The following is a 25776-nucleotide window of genomic DNA, read 5'->3' as shown; positions in this document are numbered from 1 at the left end:
CCTATATTATACCGAAAGCAGTTTATCTTGAAAATATTTTATGATATATTGTTGCAGAATTTATCATTTATTTTTATGAAAAATAACACGAGAAAGGAGCAACCTATGTACGCACGTGTTCAAGAATTCATCTATTCAGACGATGGTCATGATTTTAAAGCGCAATATGATACATTACAAGCGATGCTATTTAACTTGTTAGACACGCCTGTAAAGTCCACACATCATATCGGTGGCACTGCACATTTTAATTACCCTACTGAACCGATTCTCGACATTCTTGTCGGTGTAGATAATCTACATGATATTACGTCTCTTGATGAAAAAAGATTAAACTACGAAGGTTTCTTTCGCCTGCATCATCCTTATAAAAAGAAAGTTATGATGGCGAAGTTTAATCAGTTAACGATGTTAAAACAAACTGTACGTTTACACATCATTCAACGAGAAACACCTTTATTTTATCAATATTTAACCATGCAGCAAGCATTAGCGCATGACACAGCGTTTGCTCAACTTTTCCAAGAGAAAAAAATGCAAGCCTATCAACACAGCGAAACGATAAGACAATATGAAACTCAGAAAGAACGAATCTTTAATCAATTGTACAAGCGTTACTTAAAAGATAAAGATGCTTAATTTCAACGTTCGAAGGAAGTTACAAAAATATAAAAAATTGCCAGCGTGTAGCATTCATTTTCGCAAAATAGCGTAATCATTGCTATAATGTAAGTTGAATTAAAGTAGAAAGGAAGTTCTGCAGTGCATAGAGAGGATATCTTACAAGCCTTAGAACAGCTTGTACCCAAAGAAATTATCAAAGTAGACGAACCTTTAAAACGGTATACATATACGGAGACAGGAGGTAAAGCAGACTATTATGTCTCCCCTACAACGAATGAAGATGTTCAGAAGATCGTGCGCTTCGCATATGAACATGATATCCCCGTCACTTATTTAGGTAATGGTTCTAATATCATCATCCGTGAAGGCGGTATTCGTGGTATTGTCCTCAGCTTGTTAGAGCTCAATCACATTGAAGTCTCTGATACGTCAATCATCGCAGGTAGTGGCGCTGCAATCATCGATGTATCTCGTAAAGCACGTGATTATTCACTTACTGGTTTAGAATTTGCGTGTGGTATCCCAGGTTCTATCGGTGGGGCCGTATTCATGAACGCAGGTGCGTACGGTGGCGAAGTAAAATATTGTATCGACTACGCGTTATGTGTCGATGAAAAAGGTACGTTGCACCAACTCACTACGAACGAACTTGAACTCGATTACCGCAACAGTATCGTTCAACAAAAACATTTAGTCGTGGTTGAAGCAGCTTTCACACTTACACCTGGCGATCAAAAAGAAATTCAAGCAGTAATGGATGATCTTACAGAAAGACGTGAATCTAAACAACCTTTAGAATACCCTTCATGTGGTAGTGTGTTCCAAAGACCACCTGGCCACTTTGCAGGTAAATTGATTCAAGACTCTGGCTTACAAGGCCACCGTATTGGCGGCGTAGAAGTTTCTACAAAACATGCTGGCTTTATGGTCAACGTCGATGGAGGTACAGCCACTGATTATGAAAACCTCATTCATCACGTGCAACAAGTCGTGAAAGAAAAATTCAATGTCGATTTAAATACCGAAGTCCGTATTATTGGTGAACAACCGACGGAAGCTTAAGGTGGTTATATCATGAAACCCAAAGTGTATGGTTCACTTGTAGACAATGAAACGCGGTGCACCCACTATCACACCGATGTGGATATCATCGCAATCAAGTTTAAATGTTGCAATAAATATTATCCGTGCTCTCAATGTCATGCTGAACACGAGTCCCATCCAGTACAACGCTGGCCACAAGACGAATGGGATACGAAAGCAATTTTGTGTGGCGTGTGCAAGCATGAACTCACTATTCGCGAGTATATGAACACAGACCATTGTCCGCAATGTGGTGCGCAGTTTAATGCACGTTGTCAGCTGCATTATCATCATTATTTTGAGACAGACGAAGCTTAAAATGTGCGACGTAAGTGATGATTTGGGTTTCAATTGAAAGAGAAAGATAGTCAGTAACGAGGAGTGTGAGATGAATGGCTGTTTTGGGCGTATTTATTCTTGTAGTAGCATTATCTGCCACGCAATCGCTTCTTGCGCAATATGAAGCGAAAATTGTCGGCTTTATTGTACCCACTGTTTGGGTCATTTGTATGCTACTCATGTATTATTTCTCAGATACGTTTAATATTGTAGACTTAATTATTGCGACACCAATTGGTATTTTGATTTTATGTATTGCTAGAGCAAGAGAGCTTAAAAATCGTCGTGAAAATAATCAGTAATATAGGGATTTCTCATTGAGCGGGTTAGAATCCAAACCAATGACAGGTTCATCTTATACAACGAAAAAGCACCTCGTAAGTATATTTTTTGTATACTTACGAGGTGTTATTTTTTGATAAAAGGATCAACTAATCATCAAATTCAAAGTCTTCATCTTGTAATGCTTCGACGTTAAGGGCAAGTGTGTAACCGTCCCCTTTAACTGAGAAGAAGTCGTGGTTTTTAGTCGTTGTATCCAACGCATTTTCAATGATTGGGTTGAATTCACGTTCTTCAAAGTACGGTTCGAAACCAAGGTTAGATAATGCTTTGTTGCCGTTATAACGGACGTAGTTCAACACATCATCAGTTAAACCGATGTCATCATAAAGTTTATGCGTATATGAGACTTCATTTTTATATAAATCTTCTAGTAAATGATACATGAGTTGATCTGCTTTTTGTTTTTCATTTTCAGAGAGTTCATTGCGTAGACTTTGCGCATCTAAACCAGTGAACACACCGTGGATAGATTCGTCTAATAAGATTTTACGAATAATTTCTCCTGATGTTGTCATTTTACCTTGTCCTGCAAGATAAAGTGGATAATAGAAACCAGAATAGAACAAGAATGTTTCTAGGAATACACTGGAAACACGTGCGATGTATTGATCAAAGATAGAAGCTTCTTTACCCCATAGCTTATGATAATTACCAACGATGACGTCAGCTTTATATTTTAAATGAAGTTCTTCAAGCACCCAGTTATCTAATAAATAGTTTGTCTCACTAGATGGAAGTAATGTTGTGAAAATGTGTGAATAACTTTTCGCATGAATTTGTTCCATCATGGCCATGAATCCATACACTGCCTTTTTACGTAAATCAGTGGTGTGTAACATGATGAGTGGCATACCATCGTCAGCTTGGTGTGTATCTAATCCTGTTAAGCCAGCGAGCGCATATTTAAATGCATTTTGTTCTTCTTCTTCTAATGTCTTCCAACTTGCAATATCTTTTGAAACTTTAAATTCAGTCTCAACCCACATTTGAGAAATATTTTGTCGCCAAAACATATTGGTCATATCTTCTTGCGTATTCCAATTTACTGCTTTCATTTATACTTTCTCCTAACTAATTATGTAGATCAGTCAGGGAAAAGTTGAGCGCACTTTCCCCTAACTTACTAAAGATTTGTCCCCATGATTTAACCCGTTTTATGACATGTCATCCTTAAATAGCACAGCTTGTACATTCTTCAACGCTTAATAACTTGTTACGTGTATAATAAAGTGATTTTAATCCTTTATGGTGTGCATACACATAGAGTCGAGATAGTTCTCTTGTTGAAACTTCAGAGTTTACGTATAAAATAGTTGAAATACCTTGGTCTACGTGAGTTTGAATTGTCGCAATGAGATCAATTAATTTCATTTGATCTGTGTTAAATGCTGATTTGTAATACCACATTGTTTCTGGTGATAAGAATGGCATTGGATAGAATGTTTCCGCATTGCCATAAGTACGACGTTCGATTTGGTCAACAATTGGCATGACAGAAGTTGTTGCATTTTGTACGTAAGAAATACTTTGTGTAGGTGCAATCGCTAAGCGATAAGCATGGAATAAACCATATTTTTCTACTTGTTGTTGTAGTGCTTTCCAATCTTCTGCAGTTGGAATATCGATGCCATCGAACAATTGACGTACTTTATCGTATTGTGGCTCGATTGATTCTGATGTGTAATATTCGAAATATTTACCGTTCGCATAATCAGATTTCTCAAAGTCTTTATATGTTTCACCGCGTTCTTTTGCTGTTTGCATAGAACGTTCAAGTGAATAATAGTTCATCATCATGAAGAAGACGTTCGCAAAGTCTTTCGCTTCTTCAGATTCATAGCTGATTTTGTTTTTAGCGAGATAACCGTGTAAGTTCATCGCACCAAGTCCAACTGAGTGTAATTCGTTGTTGGCTTTTTTAACACCAGGTGCGTTTTGAATATTTGCTTCATCACTCACTACAGTTAACGCATCGATACCAGTGTGTACAGAATCTCTAAATTTACCTGATTCCATCACATTCACTATGTTTAATGAACCTAAATTACAAGAAATGTCGCGTTTGATATCATCTTCGACACCGTAATCATTGATCACTGATGTTTCTTGTAATTGGAAGATTTCTGTACATAAGTTACTCATTTTGATTTGACCGATATTCGCATTTGGATGCACACGGTTTGCATTATCTTTAAACATTAAGTATGGGTAACCTGATTGTAATTGTGTTTGTGCGATGAGATTTAACATTTCACGTGCATCTTTAGATTTTTTCTCAATGTTTGGATTTGCAACTAAATCATCGTAGTATTCATCGAGGTTTAAATCATCTAAAGTAACACCGTATTCTTTGTATACCGTATGTGGTGCAAACATATAGAATGATTCACCGTTTTTAGCGAGTTCAAAGAATTTAGAAGGTACGATTAAACCAGTAGAAATCGTAGACAATCTTAAATCTTCATCGGCGTTTACTTTTTTCGTATCTAAAAATTCTTCGACATCATAATGGAAGATATTTAAGTAAACCGCACCTGCACCCGGACGTTGTCCAAGTTGGTCCGCGTAACTGAAACCACCTTCTAATGATTTCGCTACAGGTAATACCCCTTTTGCGACGCCTTTGATGCCTTTAATTACTTCACCACGTGCTCTCAATTTAGATAAGTTGATGGCAACACCGCCACCGATTTTACTTAATTGTTTCGCTGTTGAATCGATGAAGTTGATAGAGTTTAAACTGTCATCTGCTTCTAATAAGAAACAAGAGACAAGTTCACCGCGGCGTGCACGTCCAGCGTTTAAGAATGTAGGCGTTGCAGGTTGATAGCGTTGTTCGATCATAGCTGAAATGAATGTTTTAGCTGTGTCTACGTTACCGTTTGCTAAATACAACGCAACGATCGTTACGTGTTGGTTATAATCTTCGAGGAATTGAGATTTATCGTTCGTTTTTAAAGCGTAGTCTTTATAGAATTTACTAGCAGACATGTAACTCGCAAACTGAAAGTCAATGTTTTTGGCATAGTCAGTGACTTCTTCTAGTTCTGCTTCTGTGTATTTTTCAAACACATCAAAATAGAAGTTATTATCAACGAGATAATGCAAACGTTCAATTTCTGTATCGAAATAGATGGTCTTATTTTTTATTTCCTGTAAATAGACAGCTAATGCTTCTTGGTCTTTTTCTAATTGAAAGAAACCATTTTCGTTACGTTTTGTAACTTCATTATTCAATTCAATGTGATTGTATTGTTTCTCGTCCATAATTTTCATTCATTTGACCTACCTTTTCCTTAAATTCTATAACATCTTTATTTGAGCCTTGAACTTCAAATTTCATTAATAGTGGAACTTGATATTTTTCTGAGATGGTTCTGCCGGCTTTTGCAAAATTGGGACCCCAATTTCGGTTACCGCTTGCAGCAACAGCTTGTAAGTTGTCGCTATTCACATCTAGGAAAGATTGTACTGGAGCCGGAACCTCACCGAATCCGATTGTACCTGTAACTAAGATATAGGGTTCAGTGATTTGATCGTAACAATTTTGTTCCGTGATTTCCAATGCATCTTCTATTTCTGCACGTTTAATAAATCGACGTACGTTACCTGAAAATGAAAAATATACAACCTTCATTGGATCACCTTCCTTAGCTGATTTGTGCTTCATTCAATAGTGCTAAACGAGTTATGATTTATCTCTAAATTTGTTATTGATTCGTCTTACGTTTTCTTAATTGAAATAAAGAAGGAGGATGTATCTCATTGTTGTTATTATGCATGGGTCAAATGTGACTTTTAATGCATGATTTCAATCATATTCAATGCCTGATCCTTATTTCCTTTAATCTAGATGTTGTGTTTTATCGTTTTAAATTTGGCTTATGTTGTGGTTGTTTTTGCTTCACATATAGGTCTTATATGCGATTTTCGTACATTTTATAGTTATTTGGAATTTTCAACTAACCACAACATGTTGTGGCTGGTCTGGATTCCTAATACTATATTATGTGTTTCATTATACATAACTCTAGAATCATTTTAAAGAGATTTCTGAGCCACTGGGTTGTCACAAAATCTTAATGTTCAGAGTTAAAGGCGCAGTCACACCGTTAAAACGAATTACAGATTATGAAAAAATTTTTTAGGTCGAAAATTACAGCTATTTTATTTGCTTTCTCAGATGTTATTTGCTTCGATAACATATCGCTCTATTTATAATGATTTCGCTCATTCGATTTCAAAATTCACTAATGAACCAATTATTTCGTGCACGACTCAAACAAGAACGTATGTTCGCTATCTATCATAACCCATCCTTGTTAAAATTTCAAGTTCCCACGTAATTACAATTTATATGTTTTTGTGCTAACATATATACGGTAAAAATATTATATTGGAGCGATCGCAGTGAACGCAAAAGTTAAAGGTATTATTGCCATACTCATTTCAGCAATAGGTTTTAGCTTTATGTCTGTGTTCTTTAGATTATCAGGTGACTTACCTGTTTTTCAAAAATCACTTGCCAGAAATTTAGTAGCCATGTTTATACCGTTATATTTTATCTATAAATATAAACAGCCACTCTTCGGTAAATTGAGCAGTCAGCCGCTATTAATTTCACGTTCCACGCTGGGATTAATTGGTGTGTTGTTCAATATTTATGCCATCGATCACATGGTGTTAAGTGATGCAGACACATTGATGAAACTCAATCCATTTTGGACGATATTACTCAGTTTAATCTTTTTAAACGAGAAAGTGCGTAACTATCAAATCATCGCTATGTTTGTCGCTATATTTGGTATGTTATTTGTAGTTAAACCTGAATTTTCATCATCTATGATTCCTTCTATCATCGGATTACTATCTGGTATCTTTGCAGCGAGTGCTTATACTTGTGTGAGAGCATTAAGTTCCAGAGAAGCCCCTTATACAATCGTATTTTATTTCTCATTCTTCTCTATTATAGTCTTAATTCCTTTCACCGTAGCAACATTTGAACCGATGTCTTGGTTACAAGTCGTTTATCTTATCGGTGCAGGTATCTCTGCAGCTGTCGGTCAAATTGGTGTAACTATCGCTTATAGCTATGCCCCTGCGAAAGATATTTCAATCTTTACGTATGCATCTATTCTGTTCACAGCATTCTTTGGCTTTATTCTGTTCGGAGAATCACCAGACTTCTATGCAGTTGTAGGTTACCTAATCATTATCGGTGCTAGCTACTACATGTTTGAAAAAGCACGTCGTCAACCGCCAGAAGAAGCGAACTCATAGACTACTTATTAAAGGAGTGAAATGATTATGGCTGAAGGTCGTAAAAAAGAAGAATTAGAAGATATTACCTTATTAGGAAATCAAAACAATCAGTACGATTTTGACTACCGTCCTGATGTGCTCGAAACATTTGAAAATAAACATCAAGGTAGAGATTACTTCGTCAAATTTAATTGTCCTGAATTCACGTCATTATGTCCCATCACAGGACAACCTGATTTCGCAACCATTTATATCTCATATATCCCTAACATCAAAATGGTTGAATCGAAATCACTCAAACTATATCTCTTTAGTTTCAGAAATCATGGTGACTTCCATGAAGACTGTATGAATATCATCATGAATGATTTAATCGATTTGATGGATCCTCATTACATCGAAGTCTGGGGAAAATTCACTCCACGTGGCGGCATTTCTATTGATCCTTATACAAATTATGGTCGCCCAGATACAAAATACGAAAAAATGGCAGAATATCGTTTGATGCAACATGATTTATATCCAGAACACGTCGATAATCGCTAAATTATTTGCGATTCAGTAAAATTGTCAGATGATATCAAATTAGGTACAACACGTCATGAAATCGATGACGCTGTTGTACCTCTTTTTTATTTTTCCAACATCTATTTTGTGCATTTGAATTAGTACTCCTACACCTATCTCCCCCCTATTCAAACCGCTTCATATAAAATAGCAACATCTATTTCTGTATTTTCTGAAAAAAAGTTGTTAAATCGATAAAATCATAATAAAATAAATAAAATAATTAAAGGGGGATGGATGATTTAATGAAACAAACATCTTACACTCACGAAGAAGTCATGAAAAGTACACCAAGGACCGGTTTCTTTGGACATCCTAAGGGGTTAAGCACACTCTTCTTTACTGAATTCTGGGAACGATTCAGTTACTACGGTATGAAAGCTATACTCGTGTATTATCTTTATTACAGTGTGGCCAAAGGTGGATTTGGTTTAGACGAGAGTGTCGCACTACAAATCGTATCTATTTACGGTACACTCATCTACATGTCTGGCGTTATCGGTGGCTGGATTGCGGACCGTATCACTGGGACACAACACGCCGTCTTTTACGGTGGATTCTTGATTATGATCGGTCACATTTTACTCTCGTTACCGAACAACTTAACGCTCGTTATGATTGCGTTGCTCTTCATCATTTGTGGTACAGGATTACTCAAACCTAATATCTCTACAACAGTCGGTGAACTCTATGACACAAATGATGCACGCCGTGACTCTGCATTTACGCTATTCTATATGGGGATTAACCTTGGTGGATTACTCTCACCACTCATTATAGGCTATCTTCAAACAAGAGTCGGGTTCCATGCTGGCTTCTTAGTCGCAGCGATAGGTATGTTCTTCGGTTTAGTTTTATACGGTATCAAACGTAAGAAAAATTTAGGCTTAGCAGGACTTAACGTACCGAATCCACTCACAAAGCCTGAGATTAAAAAAATCAGTCTCTTTACCGCCATAGTCATTGCACTGTTTGGCGTATATTTAGTGATCTTGCACTTGAATGAAGCTTTATCATTAGCCAATTTCAGTCTGCTCATTACCATTTTGGGTATTGTGTTACCTATTATCATTGTCAATAACAAGCTGAGCAGTAAAGATGTCACTTCAGATGAAAAATCTCGTGTTTTCAGCTACATACCCTTATACATTACCTCTGTCGCATTCTGGATGATTCAAGAACAAGGTTCTACGATCTTAGCTTCATTTGCGGATAAAAAAACTCAACTTGAAATGTCAGAGCTGACAGGCGGCGCAATAGACTTTACGATTCCAGCAGCATGGTTCCAATCACTCAATCCAATCTTTATCGTTGTGTTAGCACCTGTATTCGCAACATTATGGGTAAAACTCGGTAAATACAACCCACCTACCGTACATAAATTTGCTTTAGGTGCTATTATTGGTGGCTTATCTTATTTAATCATGTTCTTTCCACTTGCCGGAGGATCATCATTAATCCATCCAATTTGGCTCGTCCTTAGCTTTTTATTAGTGGTTATTGGTGAGTTACTCATTTCACCAGTAGGCTTATCCACTACAACCAAACTTGCACCATTAAGTTTCACTGCTCGTATGATGAGCTTATGGTTGTTAAGTAGTGCTACTGCACAAGGATTAAACGCGCAACTCGTTATGGTATACACAAAAATTGATTCACTCCATTACTTCGTTTATTCCGGACTCGTAGCGGTAGTTATCGGTATTATCTTATTCGCCATTTCACCGATTGTAAAACGTGCCATGAAAGGCGTTTATTAATAAGAAACTTTCACCTAGTGAAATAAACAGTTAAACGTAAGAAGACAGTTAGTGTTAATCAAACAACATCTGTTCAAACGCGTTTAACTGTTTTTTGTGCTTTTCCCTATTCATTTTAAAAACAAAACGTTGACTGCACTAACTTAGTTATCTCCCTTTTAAAGAATAAGCATATTTATTATATTAATGTAATAATACTAAATAATTATAGATGATAATGTATTATTTTTAGAAAATTATTGCAAGTCGCATATTTAAAGCGTACAATCAAGCTTATATAAACAAAATTGGGAGAAAGGACGGGAAGGACTATGAGCAACACAACACACAGGCAACCCGCAACACCTGACGTCCCACAACACGGATTCTTTGGGCACCCTAGTGGACTAGGCGTGCTATTCTTCGTAGAATTCTGGGAACGATTTAGTTACTATGGTATGCGTGCACTACTTATTTTCTACATGTATTATTCAATAGAAAAAGGTGGTCTCGGCATTCCTGAGACAACAGCACAATCAATCATGTCAGTTTACGGGGCACTCATTTTCATGACTTCAGTACTTGGGGGTTGGATCGCTGACCGCATTACTGGGACTCGAAAAGCAACATTAATTGGAGCAGTCTTCATCATTATTGGACATGTCTTCTTAAGTTTACCTTTAGCGATCGTAGGACTATGCTTATCCATGTTATTTATTATTGTAGGTTCTGGTTTAATGAAACCTAATATTTCTAATGTGGTTGGGCGCCTTTATCCAGAAAATGATAAACGTATGGATTCAGGGTTTGTTATATTTTACATGTCAGTCAACTTAGGAGCATTCATTGCACCGTTGATCTTAAATCACTTTGCAGATACAAATAATTTCCATGGTGGCTTCTTAATCGCCGCTTTTGGTATGGCATTAGCATTAGTTTGTTACTTATTATTCAATCGTAAAAACTTAGGTGACGTTGGTATGAAACCAACCAATCCTTTAACAACAGCTGAAAAGAAAAAATATGGTTTAATCTTCGGATCAGCTATCACAATTATCGCAATTATTTTAATCATTACATTAGCAACAGGTACATTTTCATTCAATATTATTAGTACCATCGTATTGATCTTAGGTATCTTATTACCAATCTGCTACTTTACAATCATGATTCGCAGCAAAGAGGTCACTAGTGTAGAACGTTCACGCGTCGTTGCATTTATTCCTTTATATATTTTAGGCGCATTGTTCTGGGCTATCCAAGAACAAGGTTCAAACGTACTTAATATCTTCGCGTTGAAACACAGTGACATGACAATCAATCTCTTTGGTTGGACAGCTGATTTCGGTAAAACGTGGTTCCAATCTATTAACCCATTATTCATCGTATTGCTTGCACCAGTATTGACAATACTTTGGAATAAACTCGGATCACGTCAACCTACCTTACCATCTAAGTTTGTCATCGGGACAGCACTTGCAGGCATTTCTTACATATTTGCGAGTGTCGTAGGTTACTTATCTGGCGGTCAATTCTCTGTAAACTACATCATTATCGCGTACATCATCTGTGTTATCGGTGAATTATGTATCTCACCTACAGGTAACAGTGCCGCTGTAAAATTAGCACCAAAAGCATTCAATGCACAAATGATGAGTTTATGGTTATTAACCAATGCGACAGGTCAAGCTGCAAATGGTACTTTGGTAAAATTAATCGAACCACTCGGCTACCAAAATTACTTCCTATTCTTAGGTGGTATCGCAACTGTCGTAGCAATCATCACATTGATGTTTGTACCTAAAATTGTAAGAGGTATGAAAGGTATTAAATAATTTCCATACTTATTAGCAAAACTAGACAATGTTTGTTATCTTTATTATTAAACTACATTGTCTAGTTTTATTTATTTTATCTATACATAACTAATGAACGAGAAGGAGAAACCATGTCACAACAATATCAACACGGTGTGCTTTTCTACCATAACCACAGTGGTATCAACGACATCCATCAAGGACTCGGTGATGTCACAAAAGCACTCACACAATTATGTAAGCACGTATCGATTCAATTAAGTGAATCTGAAGGCGACATCATCGATTATTGCGAATCTATTAAAACAAAACGCTACAGTGATGATGTAGATGTATTATTTATTCTCGGCGGTGACGGGACCGTAAATGAACTTATCAATGGGGTCATGCAACACGACTTAAAACTACCGATTGGCATCATTCCGGGTGGTACATTCAATGATTTTACCAAAACACTTAATCTGTCACCGAAACATGATGAAGCGAGTCAACAATTATTACAGGCCCGCCCTACAACATATGACGTCATCAAAGTCAATGATACATATGCGCTCAACTTCGTCGGCCTAGGCCTTATCGTACAAAATGCTAAAAATGTACAAGCAGGTAATAAAGATCTCTTCGGTAAACTCAGCTATATCGGTTCGACAATGAAAACACTCATCCACCCCACTTCATTTGATTATGAATTAACAGTAGACGGCGAAACGTCGACGGGGTCTACTGCTATGATTATCATCGCCAATGGTCCATTTATTGGGGGCAGTCGTATACCAATGACGGATCTTAATCCTTCTGATGGTTACCTCGATATGTTTGTCTTTAAAAAGAAAGACTTTAGTATCTTAAATGACATTTTCAAACAGCGTGATAGCATGAATTGGAACCATATGACGAAAGGGATTAAACACGCTTTAGCACAAAAAATATCTCTATCTACTAATCAATCGATGGATGTCGATATCGATGGTGAGATTGCGCTCAGTACACCGTTAGATATCGAAGTTATTCCACGTGCCGTTGAATTACTCACATTACCTGCAGCAGACACATCAAAATAACATCAATATACGTGAAAAGGAGAGGAATCGACACCGATTTCTCTCCTTCTTTAACATATCCTCTTATATTGTATGTACTTAGTCCTTTTTCAATAATAATTCTTCCACCTCACGCCAATTGTTCACGCGTGTGAATCGATCATCTAATTGGTTGTGTTCTGCCGTATACATGATTGGTTTACCCGTAAAGGCAGTTAATTGACGTGGGTTATCATCGATTAAATAATCTGTATTAATCACTGATTTTGTACCACAAAATACAAAGTGTTGGGGATCTAAAAATGGAAAATTCGTTCTTAACCATTCGTATTTATCGTGGAAGGATGTTGGGACATCCATCGCTGCTGTAGCAATAAAAATATCATAGTGGGCCGTTAATTTTTTAACGACTTCTTGTGCATCTTGCATCACTTCTAATGATTTAAAGAAACCTGGTTGGTACAAGATATCTGTTAATAATCCATCATGTTCAGGCATTGCTTGTCTAATTTTCTGACCGTTGAGTTGATCTACAGTGAGCCCCATATCTGTGCGTTCGTTCACTTCTCTAATGATGGCACCGAGCGTATCCGCTAATACCTCGTCCATATCAATTGCGATTGTTTCTCTCCCCATAACAGCTTCAACCCTTTCCTCTAGTTTACTAAAGTATAGCAAATAATATACATTTTAACCAAAAGTTACTGCAAACAATCTATCTTTAATTTTATTAAAAAAATAGAGATTGAGACGTGTGGTGTCTCAATCTCTCAATTGTGTATCCAAATTTCTGCTTTAATAATCAAAGTTTTTCAAGACTTCGATCATTTTATCATTTTGTTCAGGGAAACCAATTGTAATACGAACTCCTGTTGGGAATTGACGTGTGATACATCCTACACGTAAGAGCGCTTCATATAACGCTTGTGGACGTGACGTATTCACAAAGATAAAGTTCGTTTGACTTGGGTAGAAGTGCTCACTTTGTGGAATCGCAAAGAATTTAGCACGTTCTTTCGCATTGCGTTCACGTATTTGTTTCACATAATCTTGGTCTTCGTAAGCAGCTACTGCAGCATATTCGGACAAACGACCAATGTTGAATGGTGGACGGACGATGTTCCATTTTTCTACAGCGTCTTCAGCTGCAATAACATAACCAATACGCATACCTGCTAAACCGTATGCTTTTGAAAATGTACGTAATACAAATGCATTTTCATATTTTTGTTGTAATGCCAATGTATCTGGATAATCTGAAGCAGTGACGAATTCGAAATAAGCTTCATCAATCACGACAGGCACTTCACTTGGAATTTTTGATAAGAAATCATCTAATTCATCATGCGTGAAATAAGTACCTGTTGGGTTGTTTGGATTACACAACCATACAAGTTTCGTGTCTTTATCCACTTTGGCAGCAATTTCGTCTAAATCGAAATTCCCTTCACTTAATGGGACTAAATCAACTTCGGCGGATTCTACGATGGCATTGTGATAATATTGGCCAAATGTTTCAGCACTGGTTACAATCTTATCTCCTGAATTGAGCACAGCACGTGAAATCATGAGGATGACTTCGTCTAGACCAGCACCGAATAAGATGCGTGAACGGTCCACACCTAATGCTTCGCTAATGGTTTCTCTTAATAATGGCGCAAATGTTTCAGGATAATAGTATAACTCATCCAAATGTTCTTTAATAATCTCTTTCACATTTGGGGATGGGCCGTATAAGTTCTCATTAGATGATAATTTATATAATTCACCTTTAATGCCATGTTCTTCTCTTAATGCTTGCGGTGAGAGTCCCGGTTGATACGCTGATAATTTTTCTAGTTGTTTCTTCATTTTATAGATACCCCCCTAAATTAACAGAAACTTCGAAACTTACTGTCTATTATATCCTTTGTGCGTTTTAAAAAGCAATGCAGTTTATTGAATTAAGTGATGTTTTTTAAGATGCTGACGTGCGACCTCATAAGGATCTGCATCCTTTTCAGTGACTTGATAATTCATTTCCTGCATTTCATCATCTGTAATCTGCCCTTCTAACTTGTTCAATGGTGCTTTGATTTCAGGGTGTGAAGACAAATATTTTTCCTTAAAGACTGGTGCGCCTTGATAAGGTGGGAAGACATGCTTATCATCTTCTAATGCCACCATATCATATTGTTTTAACTCTGCATCCGTAGAATAGGCATCTACTAAGTTAATGTCACCATTTTCAACGGCTTGGTAACGCAATTTCGGTTCCATCGTTGTAATGTCTTTAAAGTCCAAATCATATGCCTTTTTCACTGCTGGGTAACCGTCATTACGATCATTAAATTCTAACGTGAAACCAGGTTTGATTTCATCTGAGACTTTATTTAAATCACTGATCGTTTTAAGTTGATGTTCCTCAGCAAAATCTTTCTTCACTGCGAGAGTGTATGTGTTATTAAATTTCATCGGTTTCAACATCGTCATATCAAATTTTTGTTCTAAACTTGATTTCGCTTGTTGATAAACTTGTTGCTCTTCTTTAGATTTTAAGTCTTCTTTCGTCAATTCCCCTAACACGGTTCCTGTAAACTCTAGGTAGCCATCGATATTGTCTGATTTTAACGCGTTAAATAAGAATGAGGTTTTGCCCATTCCATCTTTGACCGTCACAGTATGTTCAGTCTCTTCTTCAATGAGTATTTTATACATATTTGTGATCACTGATGGTTCTGAACCCAGTTTACCCGCTAATGTGATGTTATCATTTTTCTGACTCAATAACGGTGCGACAATGACAATCACAGTAATGATAAGGATTGCACCTAATGATAATAATAGTTTTTTATAAGATAAGCGTTGCATGAAGCGCAACACGAGGTCGAAAATGATTGCGAGTAATGCAGCAGGTATCGCACCAAGCACGATGAGTGACGTATCGTTTCGATCGATACCGAGTAAGATCAAATCACCTAAACCGCCTGCTCCAATTAATGCAGCTAATGTCGCTGTGCCGACGATCAGTACCATCGCTGTACGAATCCCTGCCATGATCACTGGCATCGCGATTGGAAGTTCAACCTTTGTGAGTCGTCTACCTGGTTTCATCCCAATACCTCTAGCCGCTTCAACTAAAGATGGATTCACCTCAGAGATCCCTGTATATGTATTTCTCAAAATAGGTAGTAAGGCATAAACGACGAGTGCAATCACTGCTGGCACTTTCCCAATACCAAACAATGGAATCATGAGTCCAAGTAAAGCAAGTGATGGTATCGTTTGGAGTACCGCAGCAATATTCATCACAATTTCAGATAACTTTTTTGTCTTGGTTAATAGTATCCTTAAAGGTACACCGATTAACACGGCGATGATGAGTGCAATAAACGACAACTGAATATGTTCGATAATCGTTGTGACGAGTTCATCTTTCTTTGAATCAAACGTTTGGAAAAATGCATTCATGTCACATCACCTGCTTCATTGTCTGCTAAAAAACGGAGAAGCGCCGCGCGTGACACTTGATAGAGTTGATCACTTTTACGCACAATAACCGCTTCATGTTCAGCTAATAATTGATAAGCCTTTTGTAGTGAGTCTGTACTCTCAACCTCTGGATACTGTTCGTCATTCTTCTCTACACGAAGTGTGTCGTCGAGGACTGTTGCGAGTTGTCGTTGATCTTGATCAGAATGGATTGCTTCTCCCATAAATGTTTTGACGAAGTCATTTTTAGGATGCTTCGCAAAGTTTTCTACCGTATCGATTTGTTCAATATGACCTTCATTTAATAAGCAGATGCGATCTCCTAATTTAACTGCTTCTTGAATATCATGGGTTACAAACACAATCGTCTTTTTAATTTGTGCTTGTAATTCTAATAAATCATTTTGTAATTTTTCTCGACTCAATGGATCTAGTGCACTAAAGGGCTCATCCATCAAAATGACAGGAGGATCTGCCGCTAACGCGCGTGCCACGCCGATTCTCTGACACTGTCCACCAGATAATTCGTCAGGTTTGCGCTTTTTATAATATTCGGGATCCATGCCTACCATATTTAATAATTCATCGATTCGAGCGTCGATGTCTTTATCTTTCCACTTTTTCATTTGGGGTACTTGCGCAATGTTGTCACGCACCGTCATATGCGGAAATAATGCGATTTGTTGTAAGACATACCCAATGTCCCAACGCATTTCATATACCGGATAATTACTAATCGGTTTATCCTTAAAATAAATATAGCCTGTCGTTAGCGATACAAGCCGATTAATCATTTTTAGTGTAGTGGTTTTTCCGCATCCTGATGGCCCGATCAACACGAAAAATTCGCCTTCTTTGATTCGGAAACTGACATCATCTACGGCCACTTTATCCCCGTAGCGTTTCGTTACATTTTTAAATTCAATCACGTTGTCACCTTCATTCTCCTTTTGTCCTGTCTTTTCCCTACCTCATGAGGTTCAAACGCAAATCAAACATCTATCTCAGTTATTTTACGCCTGGAAATGATTGCTATGAATTTAATCTTAGGCACAAAAAATGGAGCTAATCTCTAGTGTGAGATAAGCTCCATATTTTCTATAATCAACCTACGCATAATGCTATGCTTAAGTCATTGAAAAGCACTGTTAAACTCCTGCTTTATACGTTTGAATCGTTTCAAGGAATTTCGGACAGTAATGTTTCAATTTGTAGCTGCCGACCCCTTCTATCGCAATCATATCTTGTTTAGATTCTGGCTTGCGTTTCGCAAATTCTTCTAACGTGTAATCTGAGAAAATACTGACCGGTGCAATATCAAGTTGCTGACTGAGTTGTTGACGCACATCGACAAGCTGATCGAATAAGTCGCGATCCACGCCTTCCACCGTATTGATATGCACTTTTTCTTTCGTCTTATGTTTAAATGGCGTCGTAAAGATTTCAATATCACCATTCAATACGGATTTAACCGAATTATCACACGTCAAAATACTATTGTACTCATTGAGGAAGCCTTTAAACCGCAATTCATCGATGAGATGGCTTAATTCAGACGTCGTATATTCTTTCATAATGCCATGGGTAGAGAGCTGATTATATTGACGATGTTGAATATAGTCAGATGCTTCTCCACGCAAGACTTGGATGAGCACACTATAACTTTCTTGTTGTTGCATTCGAATCACACAGCTCAAAATCATCTTCGCTTCTTCTGTCATGTTATACGTTTTATCTGTGTGTTTACAGTTGCTACACTGACCGCATTCTTCTAAACGCTCATTAGGTTCAAAATAGTGCACTACTGTTGCTTCGAGGCATTTCTTCGTTTTTGTATACTGAATCATTTTGGTCAGTTTTTCACCCATTTTATCTTTATAATCATCGTCTGCTTTAGACGATGTTATAAAATATTGATGTAATCCGATATCACGTTCAGAAAACAGCAAGATACAGTCACTTGGTAAACCGTCACGTCCCGCACGACCTGCCTCTTGATAATAAGATTCCAAATCGCCAGGCATATTGTAATGAATGACAAAGCGTACATTGGATTTATCTATCCCCATACCAAATGCATTAGTCGCTACAACGACCCGTACACGATCATAGATAAAATCATTTTGAGCCTGTTCGCGTTCTTTATTCGTTAACCCAGCATGATAATACGTACTGTTGACGTGATTATTTTGTAACGCCTCATCCAGTTCTTCGACTTGCTTACGTGTCGCACAATAAATAATGCCAGCCTGTTTAGGATGATCTTTTACATAGTCAATGACAAAGTTTTGGCGTTGGAAGGTCGGATTCACTTGAAATATTAAATTCGGTCGTTTCGTGCTTGTCTTAATTTCATCCTCATCCGCGATGTGCAAGCGTGACATAATGTCTTTTTGAACCTCTGCCGTTGCAGTCGCTGTTAATGCGACAATCGCAAAATCCTGTGGTAAGCTAAGGACTTTCGAAATCACCGCTTGATAACTTGGTCTAAAATCATGCCCCCATTTTGAAATACAATGTGCTTCGTCAAAAGCGACTAAACGTATTGGTAATTGACGTAATAATGCAATAAAGTCAGGATTGTCAAAGCGCTCTGGTGCAACATAAAGAAATTGGTATTTGCCTTCAGTTAACCCACGTTCAATCTCACGCTGTTTTGCTTGAGATAAACTGCTGTTTAAATAAATCGCTGAAATGCCTGCTGCAGTCAGTTGATCAACCTGGTCTTTCATTAAAGAAATTAATGGACTGATGACGATCGTAATGCCGCCAAGCATCAGCCCCGGCACTTGATAGCATATGGATTTACCTCCGCCAGTCGGTAGCACCCCTAATACGTTACGATGATCCATAATTTTAGTTATTATTTCTTTCTGACCTGGACGAAAGGTTTCATATCCAAAATAGTGCGATAAAGTTTGCTCCATCATTCGTATTCCCTCATTGTTCTTTTAATTCTTCTAATTCGCTCCATCTCAACATATCCGCTTCATAGCGTTCATTGAGTTGTTGTTGCTCATCACTTAAGTCTTTAACTTTCGCATAATCTGAACTTGCTGCTACCATTTCATCGTCAATTTCAGTTAATCTCTGTTCAGTTTGTTCAATCCGTTCTAACAATGTTTCGTACTCTCGTTTTTCTTTGTAGGACAATCCTTTTTTGCGCTTCTTAGGTGGTTGGGTTTGTTTGGGTGTCGAGGCTGCAGCGACTTGCTGAGCTTCTTTTTGCTGTTCCTTTTGAAAAGCGAGATAATCATCAAAATCCCCTATGATACGATCCATCACCCCATCGTGGATGTACCAATATTCTTGAGCGACCTTATTTAAGAAGTAACGGTCGTGGCTGACTGTGATGACTGACCCGCCAAATGTATTGATGTAATCTTCTAAGATGGTCAGTGTTTCAGTATCTAAATCGTTGGTCGGCTCGTCTAACATCAACACATTCGGTTGATGAACTAACAGTTTGAGTAGGTATAACCTTTTCTGTTCGCCACCCGAGAGTTTAAATAACTTCTTACCATGCGTTTCACTTGGGAAAAGGAAGCGCTCAAGCAATTGTGTGACAGACACTGAAGTGCCATCTTGTTCTTCAGCGACCTCACTTTCTTCACGTAGATAATCAATCACGCGAACATCACGATCTAATCGTTCTTCTGTTTGTCTAAAGTAAGCAATTTTAACAGTTTGACCGATTTTAAGGACACCTTCATAATCCTCATCTTCACCACTTAAAATATTAAGTAGTGTCGTTTTCCCTACACCATTCGGTCCTACAATACCAATTTGTTGACCATTTTGAATGATTTGAGTGATATCTGAAAAAAGTGTCTTGTCGTTCATTCGTTTAGTCAGATGTTCGAGCTCGAACACTTGCTTACCTAACCTAGAATAAGCTAAGTTTAGCGATCCTTTATCTTGTTGGTGTTGATTTTTAACATTTTGTTCTAAATCTTTAAAGCGATTAATCCGCGCTTGTTGTTTTGTAGATCTCGCTTTTGCACCTGCACGCATCCAGGCGAGTTCTTGTTTGTATAATGCTTTTTGTTTTTCTTGTTGTTTCTGTTCAATCTGTTCATTTTCTGCGCGCATGGCGATGTAATCTTCATAATTACCTGGATAAGAAGTGAGCTTCCCTCTGTCTAGTTCCACAATACGTGTCGCAACTTCGTTAAGAAAATACCGATCGTGCGTGACGAAGAGAACCGTGTGTGGGTATTGTTTCACATAGTTGATTAACCAGCTTATCGATTCAAAATCAAGATGGTTTGTCGGTTCATCTAACAACAATAAATCCGGTTGTTCGATTAATGTTTTCGCTAAGCCGACACGCTTTTGTTGTCCCCCAGAAAGTTCGTGTACTTGCTTCGCGGTTTCCGTAATACCCAGTTTAGATAAAATGGTTTTTACCTCAGCACTGTAATCCCAAGCATCATTTTCATCCATCTTCGTCTGTGCTTGCATCATGCGTTCTAGATCCGCATCGCTTTGCGTTTCAAGATAACGGTTCATCGCATGCTCATAATCTTTAATCAATTGTGCGACTTTCGAATCCGAAGCTAACACACCATCAAATACCGTTTGATTTTCATCAAAGGTTTGTTTTTGAGAGGAATAACGTATCCGATAGCCATTTGGATGCGTCACCTCACCCTCGTAATCCTCGTCTAGATCAGCAATCACTTTCAATAAAGAACTCTTGCCGGTCCCATTGATTCCGACGAGCCCTATTTTTTCTCCTTCAGATATTGATAAATGTAAATCATCAAATATCACTTTATCTGCATATGATTTATTTAAATGCTCAATCTTGTATGATTCCATTCTCCAACACCCTTTTAACATCGTAATCTCAATATAAATCTGTTAAAATAAATTTCAGTTCTATATATTATACATCTTTTTCAGCGCAAATGATACAAAGGAGGCATGGGTATGGCCGAATTATTTCAAAATCTACCTCCTGCTATCCAAGCATTAAGTGCTGGTATCGTCACTTGGTTACTGACAGCACTTGGTGCAGCGGCTGTCTTTGTGTTTAAAACGACGAACGACAAAATCTTAAATACGATGCAAGGTTTCGCAGCTGGGATCATGATTGCAGCCAGTTTTTGGTCTTTATTACAACCTGCCATTGAATACAATGAAGATGGTGCTATTCCTTGGTTACCTGCAGCAATCGGTTTCTTATTAGGTGGAATCTTTATTCGTGGTTTAGATTTCGTCATTCCACATATTCATCGGAATGCGACAGATGAGCACCAACAACGTGAAGGTGTCAAAACGAAAAGTTTAAATAAAAGCACCTTACTTGTCTTAGCCATCACATTGCACAATATTCCTGAAGGTTTATCCATCGGTGTCGCATTTGGAGGCGTTGTCTCAGGGAACGGACAAGCGACCTTACTCGGCGCACTCGGTCTCGCGATCGGGATCGGTATTCAGAACATACCTGAAGGTGCAGCTGTTTCTATGCCGATTCGTGCAGAAGGTGCGTCACAGTGGAAAGCGTTCAACTATGGTCAATTATCGGCCATTGTCGAACCGATCTTCGCGACAGTCGGTGCAGCAGCCGTATTAATCGTCACACCGATGTTACCTTACGCACTCGCTTTTGCAGCTGGTGCGATGATTTTCGTTTGTGTGGAAGAACTCATTCCAGAGTCACAATCTGGTAACAACACGGATTTAGCGACGTTAAGTTTAATGGTTGGATTTACAATTATGATGATTTTAGACGTTGCGCTTGGATAGTAAAAGGCATTTTTTGCAAAACAAACCCCTTACTCGCAGTTGAGTAAGGGGTTTTTCCTGTTATTGTTTTTCTGAACCTTTTGGACCTGGTGGATAATTATAATCTGATGGTTTCACTTTGTCGAAATCAGGGTTGTCGTAGAATCTGAATAAGTCACCATTCAAGATCTTATCACTTGTTTCCAAGTCTTTTTCAGTTTGTTGTTTACGTTTATCAAAGTCTTTTGGTTTTTCTGTGACTGGTTGATTATCCTCATTATCATAGATACGACCATTCACGTATTTGTAGTCTTTTGTGATAAAGTCACCATTTCTGAAAGCAATCGTATCATCGTGATCTTTAGAGAAGAGATCTGTACCCATCATCGCATAATTTTTCGTGTCGATACCTTCTAAGTGGAGTAATGTAGGCATGATGTCGACTTGACCACCGTAAGTTTCGTTTACGCCACCGTCTTTACCAGGTATTTTCATCCATAAGCCTGTACGGTTTAAGTCAGTAAATTTCGCTGGTGTGATATCTTCATCTAATAATTTTTCCATTGCTTTGTTATGGTTTTCAGAAATACCGTAGTGGTCACCATAAAGTAAGATGACTGAATCATCGTAAAGACCTTTATCTTTCAAGTCTTTCACAAATTGTTCTAAAGCTTGGTCTAAATAATGTGCCGTTTGAATATATCCATCTACGGTTGAGTCCCCTGTATCAGGTTGATCAATTGAAGCATCTTCTTCAGATAATGTGAATGGATAATGGTTCGTTAACGTAATTAAGTGTGAATAGAATGGTTCTTTTTCTTTATCTAAGTAATTCACAGATTCTTTAAAGAACTCTTTATCTTTCAGACCTAAGTTTTCGATATTTTCATCTGACATATCGAAGTACGTCGCATCATAGAATTTATCTAAACCAAAGTGTTTATAAATTTGATCTCGGTTCCAGAATGTTTTGTAGTCCCCGTGCATCACGTTCGTTGTATAACCTCGTTTTTGTTCTAGGATCGCTGGGAGTGATTGATATGAATTATCACCTTTTAATGAGAACGCAGATCCTTGAGGTAAACCATATAAACTATTATCCATCGTTAACTCTGCGTCAGATGTTTTACCTTGTCCTGTTTGATGGAAAAAGTTAGGGAAGTAAGTGAAATCTTCGTTACCTGAAGAAAGTTTGTTTAAGAATGGTGTCACTTCTTCACCGTTTACTTTTTTATTGATTAAGAACGTTTGGAAACTTTCTAAGTGTATTTTAATAATGTTTTTCTTTTTAGCTGCGCCGTAATATTCCGGATTCGGTTCTGAATGTTTTTGTTTTGTATAATTTAATACTCTCGTCAAGTCATCTTCATTGGCTAACGCTTTCTGTTGATTACTTTGAATGGTTTTGACACCATCATAGACCGTGAAGTTATATGGTCCTAAGTACTTAACTAAGTATTTATGGTCGAATGTACGTGTGAGTAGTTCTGGTCGATCTGCTTCTGCAAATGCTAAGTTCAAGAAGAACAATGCCACGGAAGCAGCCATCACAACAGGTACGAATTTTTTACTAAATACGCGTTTACTTAACCATTTTTGTTTAAAAATGAGTATGAATAGGTATACAGCTGTATCAGCAAAATAAATAAAGTCATACCATTTGAATGATGCGCCCACAGCACCACCCATTGAATCAACATTACTTACCTGATTTAACGTACTGAACGTTAAGAAGTCAGAGAAGAATCTAAAGTATACGACGTTCGCATACAATAGAACAGTAAGTAAGAAACCGCCAGTAAAGATGAACCAAAATGCTTTTTTCCCTTTAAAGAATAAGAACACACTTAGTACTAAGGCGATTAAGCTGTATGGGTTAAGTAAGAGTATTAAGTTTTGAGTTAAACCCTTAACGCCTAATGAAAAATCAACATAGTACGAAAAGTATGTTTTCAGCGTAACAGTCAGGACTGTTAAAATAAAAAAAGCAAAAAGAGACAGTTTCTTTTTGTGTATACTCATGTTTGTTTCCTCCGTTTTTATTTACTATGGAGCAGTCTCACTCAGCATAGTATGTCAGTATTCATCATTTTGTGCGTCATTCGATGCGTTACAAAAATAGATTTATCGCGTTACAACAGACGAAACATTCGTTTATTGCAATCATTGATTTCTATACTTTTGCGTGTCTCGCGTATGCTATCGCTTTGTTTTTATCTTTCCTTTAATCTCCCCTAGACAAATGTGCCGAGCGTTTAGTCTATGAAACGGTTAAAATGCACCTTTGTCTACATCTTCTACTGGGGAAATTTCTTATCGCTTATTACTTTACTTTCCTGCTATATAACGACATTTACGCTTTCGTCCATCAAGCGTATCGTCAATATTTATTATCCATTTACTTTTATCGGTTCATTCACTCTCACTCTGTTTATGTTCTCTGTTTGTAAAAATTAAATGAATGATAGAATGATTTCGTCACACTTTCTTTACAATCACACTATATTTGTAATCTAAATGTAACAAAATGCGCATATTTCAATAAACAAATATAGAGCAATTCGAATTAAATATCAAGTAAAAAGACACTTTTTTCAATATATATAACTCTAATATTGTTTATTTATCTACTATAAACCGCTTAGCTATGCGATTTCTAAACATCATCATAAACATGATAATTTTATTTCCAATATGATCAATTATATAGAAAGATAGCTTAAAGCTAATCAGCCTTGAGACTTACGTATTCATTTTCTTTTTTTATGTCTCTTTATCGTCAACTTTTATATGTATGTGCTGTGTTCGAATGCATTTCACGACTGAAGAATCGCGTCGCCACAGCAATTATCACTATTTCTCTATTTTTGTTCTTCAATATGACACTATGCCTTTTATAGCTTTAAAACTTATTTTACCACATCAATTGCCTTTACTTTATTTTAACATTTCTAACTGCATGCGATATTCAATACCATGGAATAATTGGTTCATCCAATTACTGTATTTTACGAGGTTATTTTCAGCACGTTCTATATCAATAAATTGGAATTTAAGTTTAGAACCTTGCGCTTTTTGTCCCAGTTTCGTTAAGTGATAGCTAGCGATTGTGCCTATTTGCGGATAACTACCTAACGTGTAATGATCGTTGAGTAAAATGATGGGCGTCCCATCACGCTTCACTTGAATCGTACCCCATTTAACAGATTGATGGGCTGGCATATCATCGTAATACGCTTTAACAAGGGTGCCTTCCACAAGCATACCGATACGATTCGCCTTGCTCGTCACTTTATATTCATTGAGCGTAAACTGTTCTAACGCTTCACTATCAAAGTCTTCCGTTCCTTTACTTTTTATCACATGAATGACGTCTGACATGTAATTAAATGACAGTGCATAACCATCGATGCCCCAGTCAGTTTGATGTGTCTCTTCTAGATTCTCAAACAGTTTTTCATGACGTTCGTTATAATCACGTTTCATATTTACCTCGTCGCCTTTACGCAATTTGCGACCGTGAAATCCACCAATTTTTGCTTTGAAATCCGTTGAATTAGAACCTAACCATTCTTCTAATTCAAATCCACCAGCCACTGCGAGATAAACGCGACCCGTACGGCTTGTTTCAGTAAAGCGGAGTACATCCCCTTTTTCCATTAAATAAAGCTTGTTTGGTAGAATTGTCATCGTTTGTGTACGGGCTTTAAAACTACCGCCACTCAACGCGATCAATGTCGGTTCTGTAAAGCGAAT

General features: G+C 37.4%; 21 protein-coding genes. 10 read left to right on the top strand and 11 right to left on the bottom strand.

Features of this window, described 5'->3' with window-relative positions; genetic code table 11:
- The first annotated feature begins 105 nt into the window (after positions 1-105).
- From APS80_RS03285 to APS80_RS03270, 4 genes are all read left to right on the top strand, one after another.
- The gene (locus APS80_RS03285; RefSeq protein WP_059106860.1) at positions 106-639 is read left to right on the top strand and encodes a GrpB family protein; all 534 of its coding nucleotides are present in this window, start codon (positions 106-108) and stop codon (positions 637-639) included.
- 123 nt (positions 640-762) lie between these two features.
- Positions 763-1686, top strand: coding sequence for a UDP-N-acetylmuramate dehydrogenase (gene murB / locus APS80_RS03280; RefSeq protein ID WP_059106859.1), 924 nt, complete (start codon positions 763-765; stop codon positions 1684-1686).
- 12 nt (positions 1687-1698) lie between these two features.
- Positions 1699-2025: a CHY zinc finger protein gene (locus tag APS80_RS03275; RefSeq protein WP_059106858.1), complete on the top strand. Its 327-nt coding sequence runs from the start codon at positions 1699-1701 to the stop codon at positions 2023-2025.
- Between the two features lie 74 nt (positions 2026-2099).
- A complete protein-coding gene (locus APS80_RS03270; RefSeq protein ID WP_059106857.1) occupies positions 2100-2348 on the top strand; it encodes a hypothetical protein in 249 nt (82 codons plus the stop codon).
- 129 nt (positions 2349-2477) lie between these two features.
- On the opposite strand, the gene nrdF is transcribed toward APS80_RS03270, so the two are convergent.
- From nrdF to nrdI, 3 genes are all read right to left on the bottom strand, one after another.
- Entirely contained in the window at positions 2478-3446 is a 969-nt protein-coding gene (gene nrdF / locus APS80_RS03265; protein WP_059106856.1) for a class 1b ribonucleoside-diphosphate reductase subunit beta, read from the bottom strand.
- A gap of 115 nt (positions 3447-3561) precedes the next feature.
- Positions 3562-5667 (bottom strand): class 1b ribonucleoside-diphosphate reductase subunit alpha, encoded by a 2106-nt coding sequence (gene nrdE, locus APS80_RS03260; RefSeq protein WP_059106855.1) that lies wholly within the window; start codon positions 5665-5667, stop codon positions 3562-3564.
- Positions 5630-6028, bottom strand: coding sequence for a class Ib ribonucleoside-diphosphate reductase assembly flavoprotein NrdI (gene nrdI / locus APS80_RS03255; RefSeq protein WP_059106854.1), 399 nt, complete (start codon positions 6026-6028; stop codon positions 5630-5632). Before nrdI ends, nrdE begins: the two co-directional genes overlap by 38 nt.
- A 773-nt stretch (positions 6029-6801) precedes the next feature.
- On the opposite strand from nrdI, the gene APS80_RS03250 reads away from it, so the two are divergent.
- The 5 genes from APS80_RS03250 (at position 6802) to APS80_RS03230 (ending at position 12837) form a co-directional block, all read left to right on the top strand.
- A complete protein-coding gene (locus tag APS80_RS03250; protein ID WP_059106853.1) occupies positions 6802-7671 on the top strand; it encodes a DMT family transporter in 870 nt (289 codons plus the stop codon).
- Positions 7672-7698: 27 nt separating this feature from the next.
- On the top strand, positions 7699-8199 hold the full coding sequence (gene queF / locus APS80_RS03245) for a preQ(1) synthase (protein WP_059106852.1): 501 nt from the start codon (positions 7699-7701) through the stop codon (positions 8197-8199).
- 266 nt (positions 8200-8465) lie between these two features.
- Entirely contained in the window at positions 8466-9980 is a 1515-nt protein-coding gene (locus APS80_RS03240; protein ID WP_059106896.1) for a peptide MFS transporter, read from the top strand.
- A gap of 311 nt (positions 9981-10291) precedes the next feature.
- Positions 10292-11794, top strand: a complete 1503-nt coding sequence (locus tag APS80_RS03235) for a peptide MFS transporter (protein ID WP_059106851.1) — start codon at positions 10292-10294, stop codon at positions 11792-11794.
- A gap of 113 nt (positions 11795-11907) precedes the next feature.
- The gene (locus APS80_RS03230; RefSeq protein WP_059106850.1) at positions 11908-12837 is read left to right on the top strand and encodes a diacylglycerol/lipid kinase family protein; all 930 of its coding nucleotides are present in this window, start codon (positions 11908-11910) and stop codon (positions 12835-12837) included.
- A 78-nt stretch (positions 12838-12915) separates the two neighbouring features.
- On the opposite strand, the gene APS80_RS03225 is transcribed toward APS80_RS03230, so the two are convergent.
- The 6 genes from APS80_RS03225 to APS80_RS03200 all read right to left on the bottom strand — a co-directional run bounded on the left by APS80_RS03225 (position 12916) and on the right by APS80_RS03200 (position 21111).
- Positions 12916-13452 (bottom strand): 5' nucleotidase, NT5C type, encoded by a 537-nt coding sequence (locus tag APS80_RS03225; protein ID WP_059106849.1) that lies wholly within the window; start codon positions 13450-13452, stop codon positions 12916-12918.
- 159 nt (positions 13453-13611) lie between these two features.
- A complete protein-coding gene (gene hisC, locus APS80_RS03220; RefSeq protein WP_059106848.1) occupies positions 13612-14667 on the bottom strand; it encodes a histidinol-phosphate transaminase in 1056 nt (351 codons plus the stop codon).
- 84 nt (positions 14668-14751) lie between these two features.
- Positions 14752-16266, bottom strand: a complete 1515-nt coding sequence (locus APS80_RS03215) for an ABC transporter permease/substrate-binding protein (RefSeq protein WP_059106847.1) — start codon at positions 16264-16266, stop codon at positions 14752-14754.
- A complete protein-coding gene (locus APS80_RS03210; RefSeq protein WP_059106846.1) occupies positions 16263-17216 on the bottom strand; it encodes an ABC transporter ATP-binding protein in 954 nt (317 codons plus the stop codon). Before APS80_RS03210 ends, APS80_RS03215 begins: the two co-directional genes overlap by 4 nt.
- A gap of 219 nt (positions 17217-17435) precedes the next feature.
- Complete coding sequence (gene recQ, locus APS80_RS03205; RefSeq protein WP_103170771.1) at positions 17436-19217, bottom strand: DNA helicase RecQ; 1782 nt, start codon at positions 19215-19217, stop codon at positions 17436-17438.
- 10 nt (positions 19218-19227) lie between these two features.
- The gene (locus tag APS80_RS03200) at positions 19228-21111 is read right to left on the bottom strand and encodes an ABC-F family ATP-binding cassette domain-containing protein (RefSeq protein WP_059106845.1); all 1884 of its coding nucleotides are present in this window, start codon (positions 21109-21111) and stop codon (positions 19228-19230) included.
- Positions 21112-21222: 111 nt separating this feature from the next.
- Between APS80_RS03200 and APS80_RS03195 the strand changes: the two genes are divergently transcribed.
- Positions 21223-22041 carry a ZIP family metal transporter gene (locus APS80_RS03195; RefSeq protein WP_059106844.1) on the top strand — a complete coding sequence of 273 codons (819 nt, stop codon included), beginning with the start codon at positions 21223-21225 and terminating at the stop codon, positions 22039-22041.
- Between the two features lie 60 nt (positions 22042-22101).
- Here APS80_RS03195 and ltaS read toward each other — a convergent pair whose 3' ends face one another.
- Positions 22102-24042, bottom strand: a complete 1941-nt coding sequence (gene ltaS / locus APS80_RS03190; RefSeq protein WP_059106843.1) for a polyglycerol-phosphate lipoteichoic acid synthase LtaS — start codon at positions 24040-24042, stop codon at positions 22102-22104.
- A 915-nt stretch (positions 24043-24957) separates the two neighbouring features.
- A partial coding sequence (locus APS80_RS03185; protein WP_059106842.1) for a 5-oxoprolinase subunit C family protein occupies positions 24958-25776 on the bottom strand: 819 nt, incomplete at its 5' end.

Origin of the sequence: Staphylococcus auricularis (assembly GCF_001500315.1) — a bacterium.
Lineage (GTDB): Bacteria > Bacillota > Bacilli > Staphylococcales > Staphylococcaceae > Staphylococcus > Staphylococcus auricularis.
Note: the sequence above shows the minus strand (reverse complement) of the source record. Positions and strands in the feature narration are given on the sequence as shown.

Coding starts and splice junctions, on each gene's coding strand:
- nrdE (WP_059106855.1), bottom strand. CDS start 5,667: ATGAAAATTATGGACGAGAAACAATACAATCACATTGAATTGAATAAT.
- APS80_RS03195 (WP_059106844.1), top strand. CDS start 21,223: ATGGCCGAATTATTTCAAAATCTACCTCCTGCTATCCAAGCATTAAGT.
- queF (WP_059106852.1), top strand. CDS start 7,699: ATGGCTGAAGGTCGTAAAAAAGAAGAATTAGAAGATATTACCTTATTA.
- APS80_RS03285 (WP_059106860.1), top strand. CDS start 106: ATGTACGCACGTGTTCAAGAATTCATCTATTCAGACGATGGTCATGAT.
- APS80_RS03275 (WP_059106858.1), top strand. CDS start 1,699: ATGAAACCCAAAGTGTATGGTTCACTTGTAGACAATGAAACGCGGTGC.
- APS80_RS03235 (WP_059106851.1), top strand. CDS start 10,292: ATGAGCAACACAACACACAGGCAACCCGCAACACCTGACGTCCCACAA.
- APS80_RS03200 (WP_059106845.1), bottom strand. CDS start 21,111: ATGGAATCATACAAGATTGAGCATTTAAATAAATCATATGCAGATAAA.
- recQ (WP_103170771.1), bottom strand. CDS start 19,217: ATGATGGAGCAAACTTTATCGCACTATTTTGGATATGAAACCTTTCGT.
- APS80_RS03270 (WP_059106857.1), top strand. CDS start 2,100: ATGGCTGTTTTGGGCGTATTTATTCTTGTAGTAGCATTATCTGCCACG.
- APS80_RS03240 (WP_059106896.1), top strand. CDS start 8,466: ATGAAACAAACATCTTACACTCACGAAGAAGTCATGAAAAGTACACCA.
- hisC (WP_059106848.1), bottom strand. CDS start 14,667: ATGAAGAAACAACTAGAAAAATTATCAGCGTATCAACCGGGACTCTCA.
- ltaS (WP_059106843.1), bottom strand. CDS start 24,042: ATGAGTATACACAAAAAGAAACTGTCTCTTTTTGCTTTTTTTATTTTA.
- APS80_RS03215 (WP_059106847.1), bottom strand. CDS start 16,266: ATGAATGCATTTTTCCAAACGTTTGATTCAAAGAAAGATGAACTCGTC.
- APS80_RS03230 (WP_059106850.1), top strand. CDS start 11,908: ATGTCACAACAATATCAACACGGTGTGCTTTTCTACCATAACCACAGT.
- nrdF (WP_059106856.1), bottom strand. CDS start 3,446: ATGAAAGCAGTAAATTGGAATACGCAAGAAGATATGACCAATATGTTT.
- nrdI (WP_059106854.1), bottom strand. CDS start 6,028: ATGAAGGTTGTATATTTTTCATTTTCAGGTAACGTACGTCGATTTATT.
- APS80_RS03225 (WP_059106849.1), bottom strand. CDS start 13,452: ATGGGGAGAGAAACAATCGCAATTGATATGGACGAGGTATTAGCGGAT.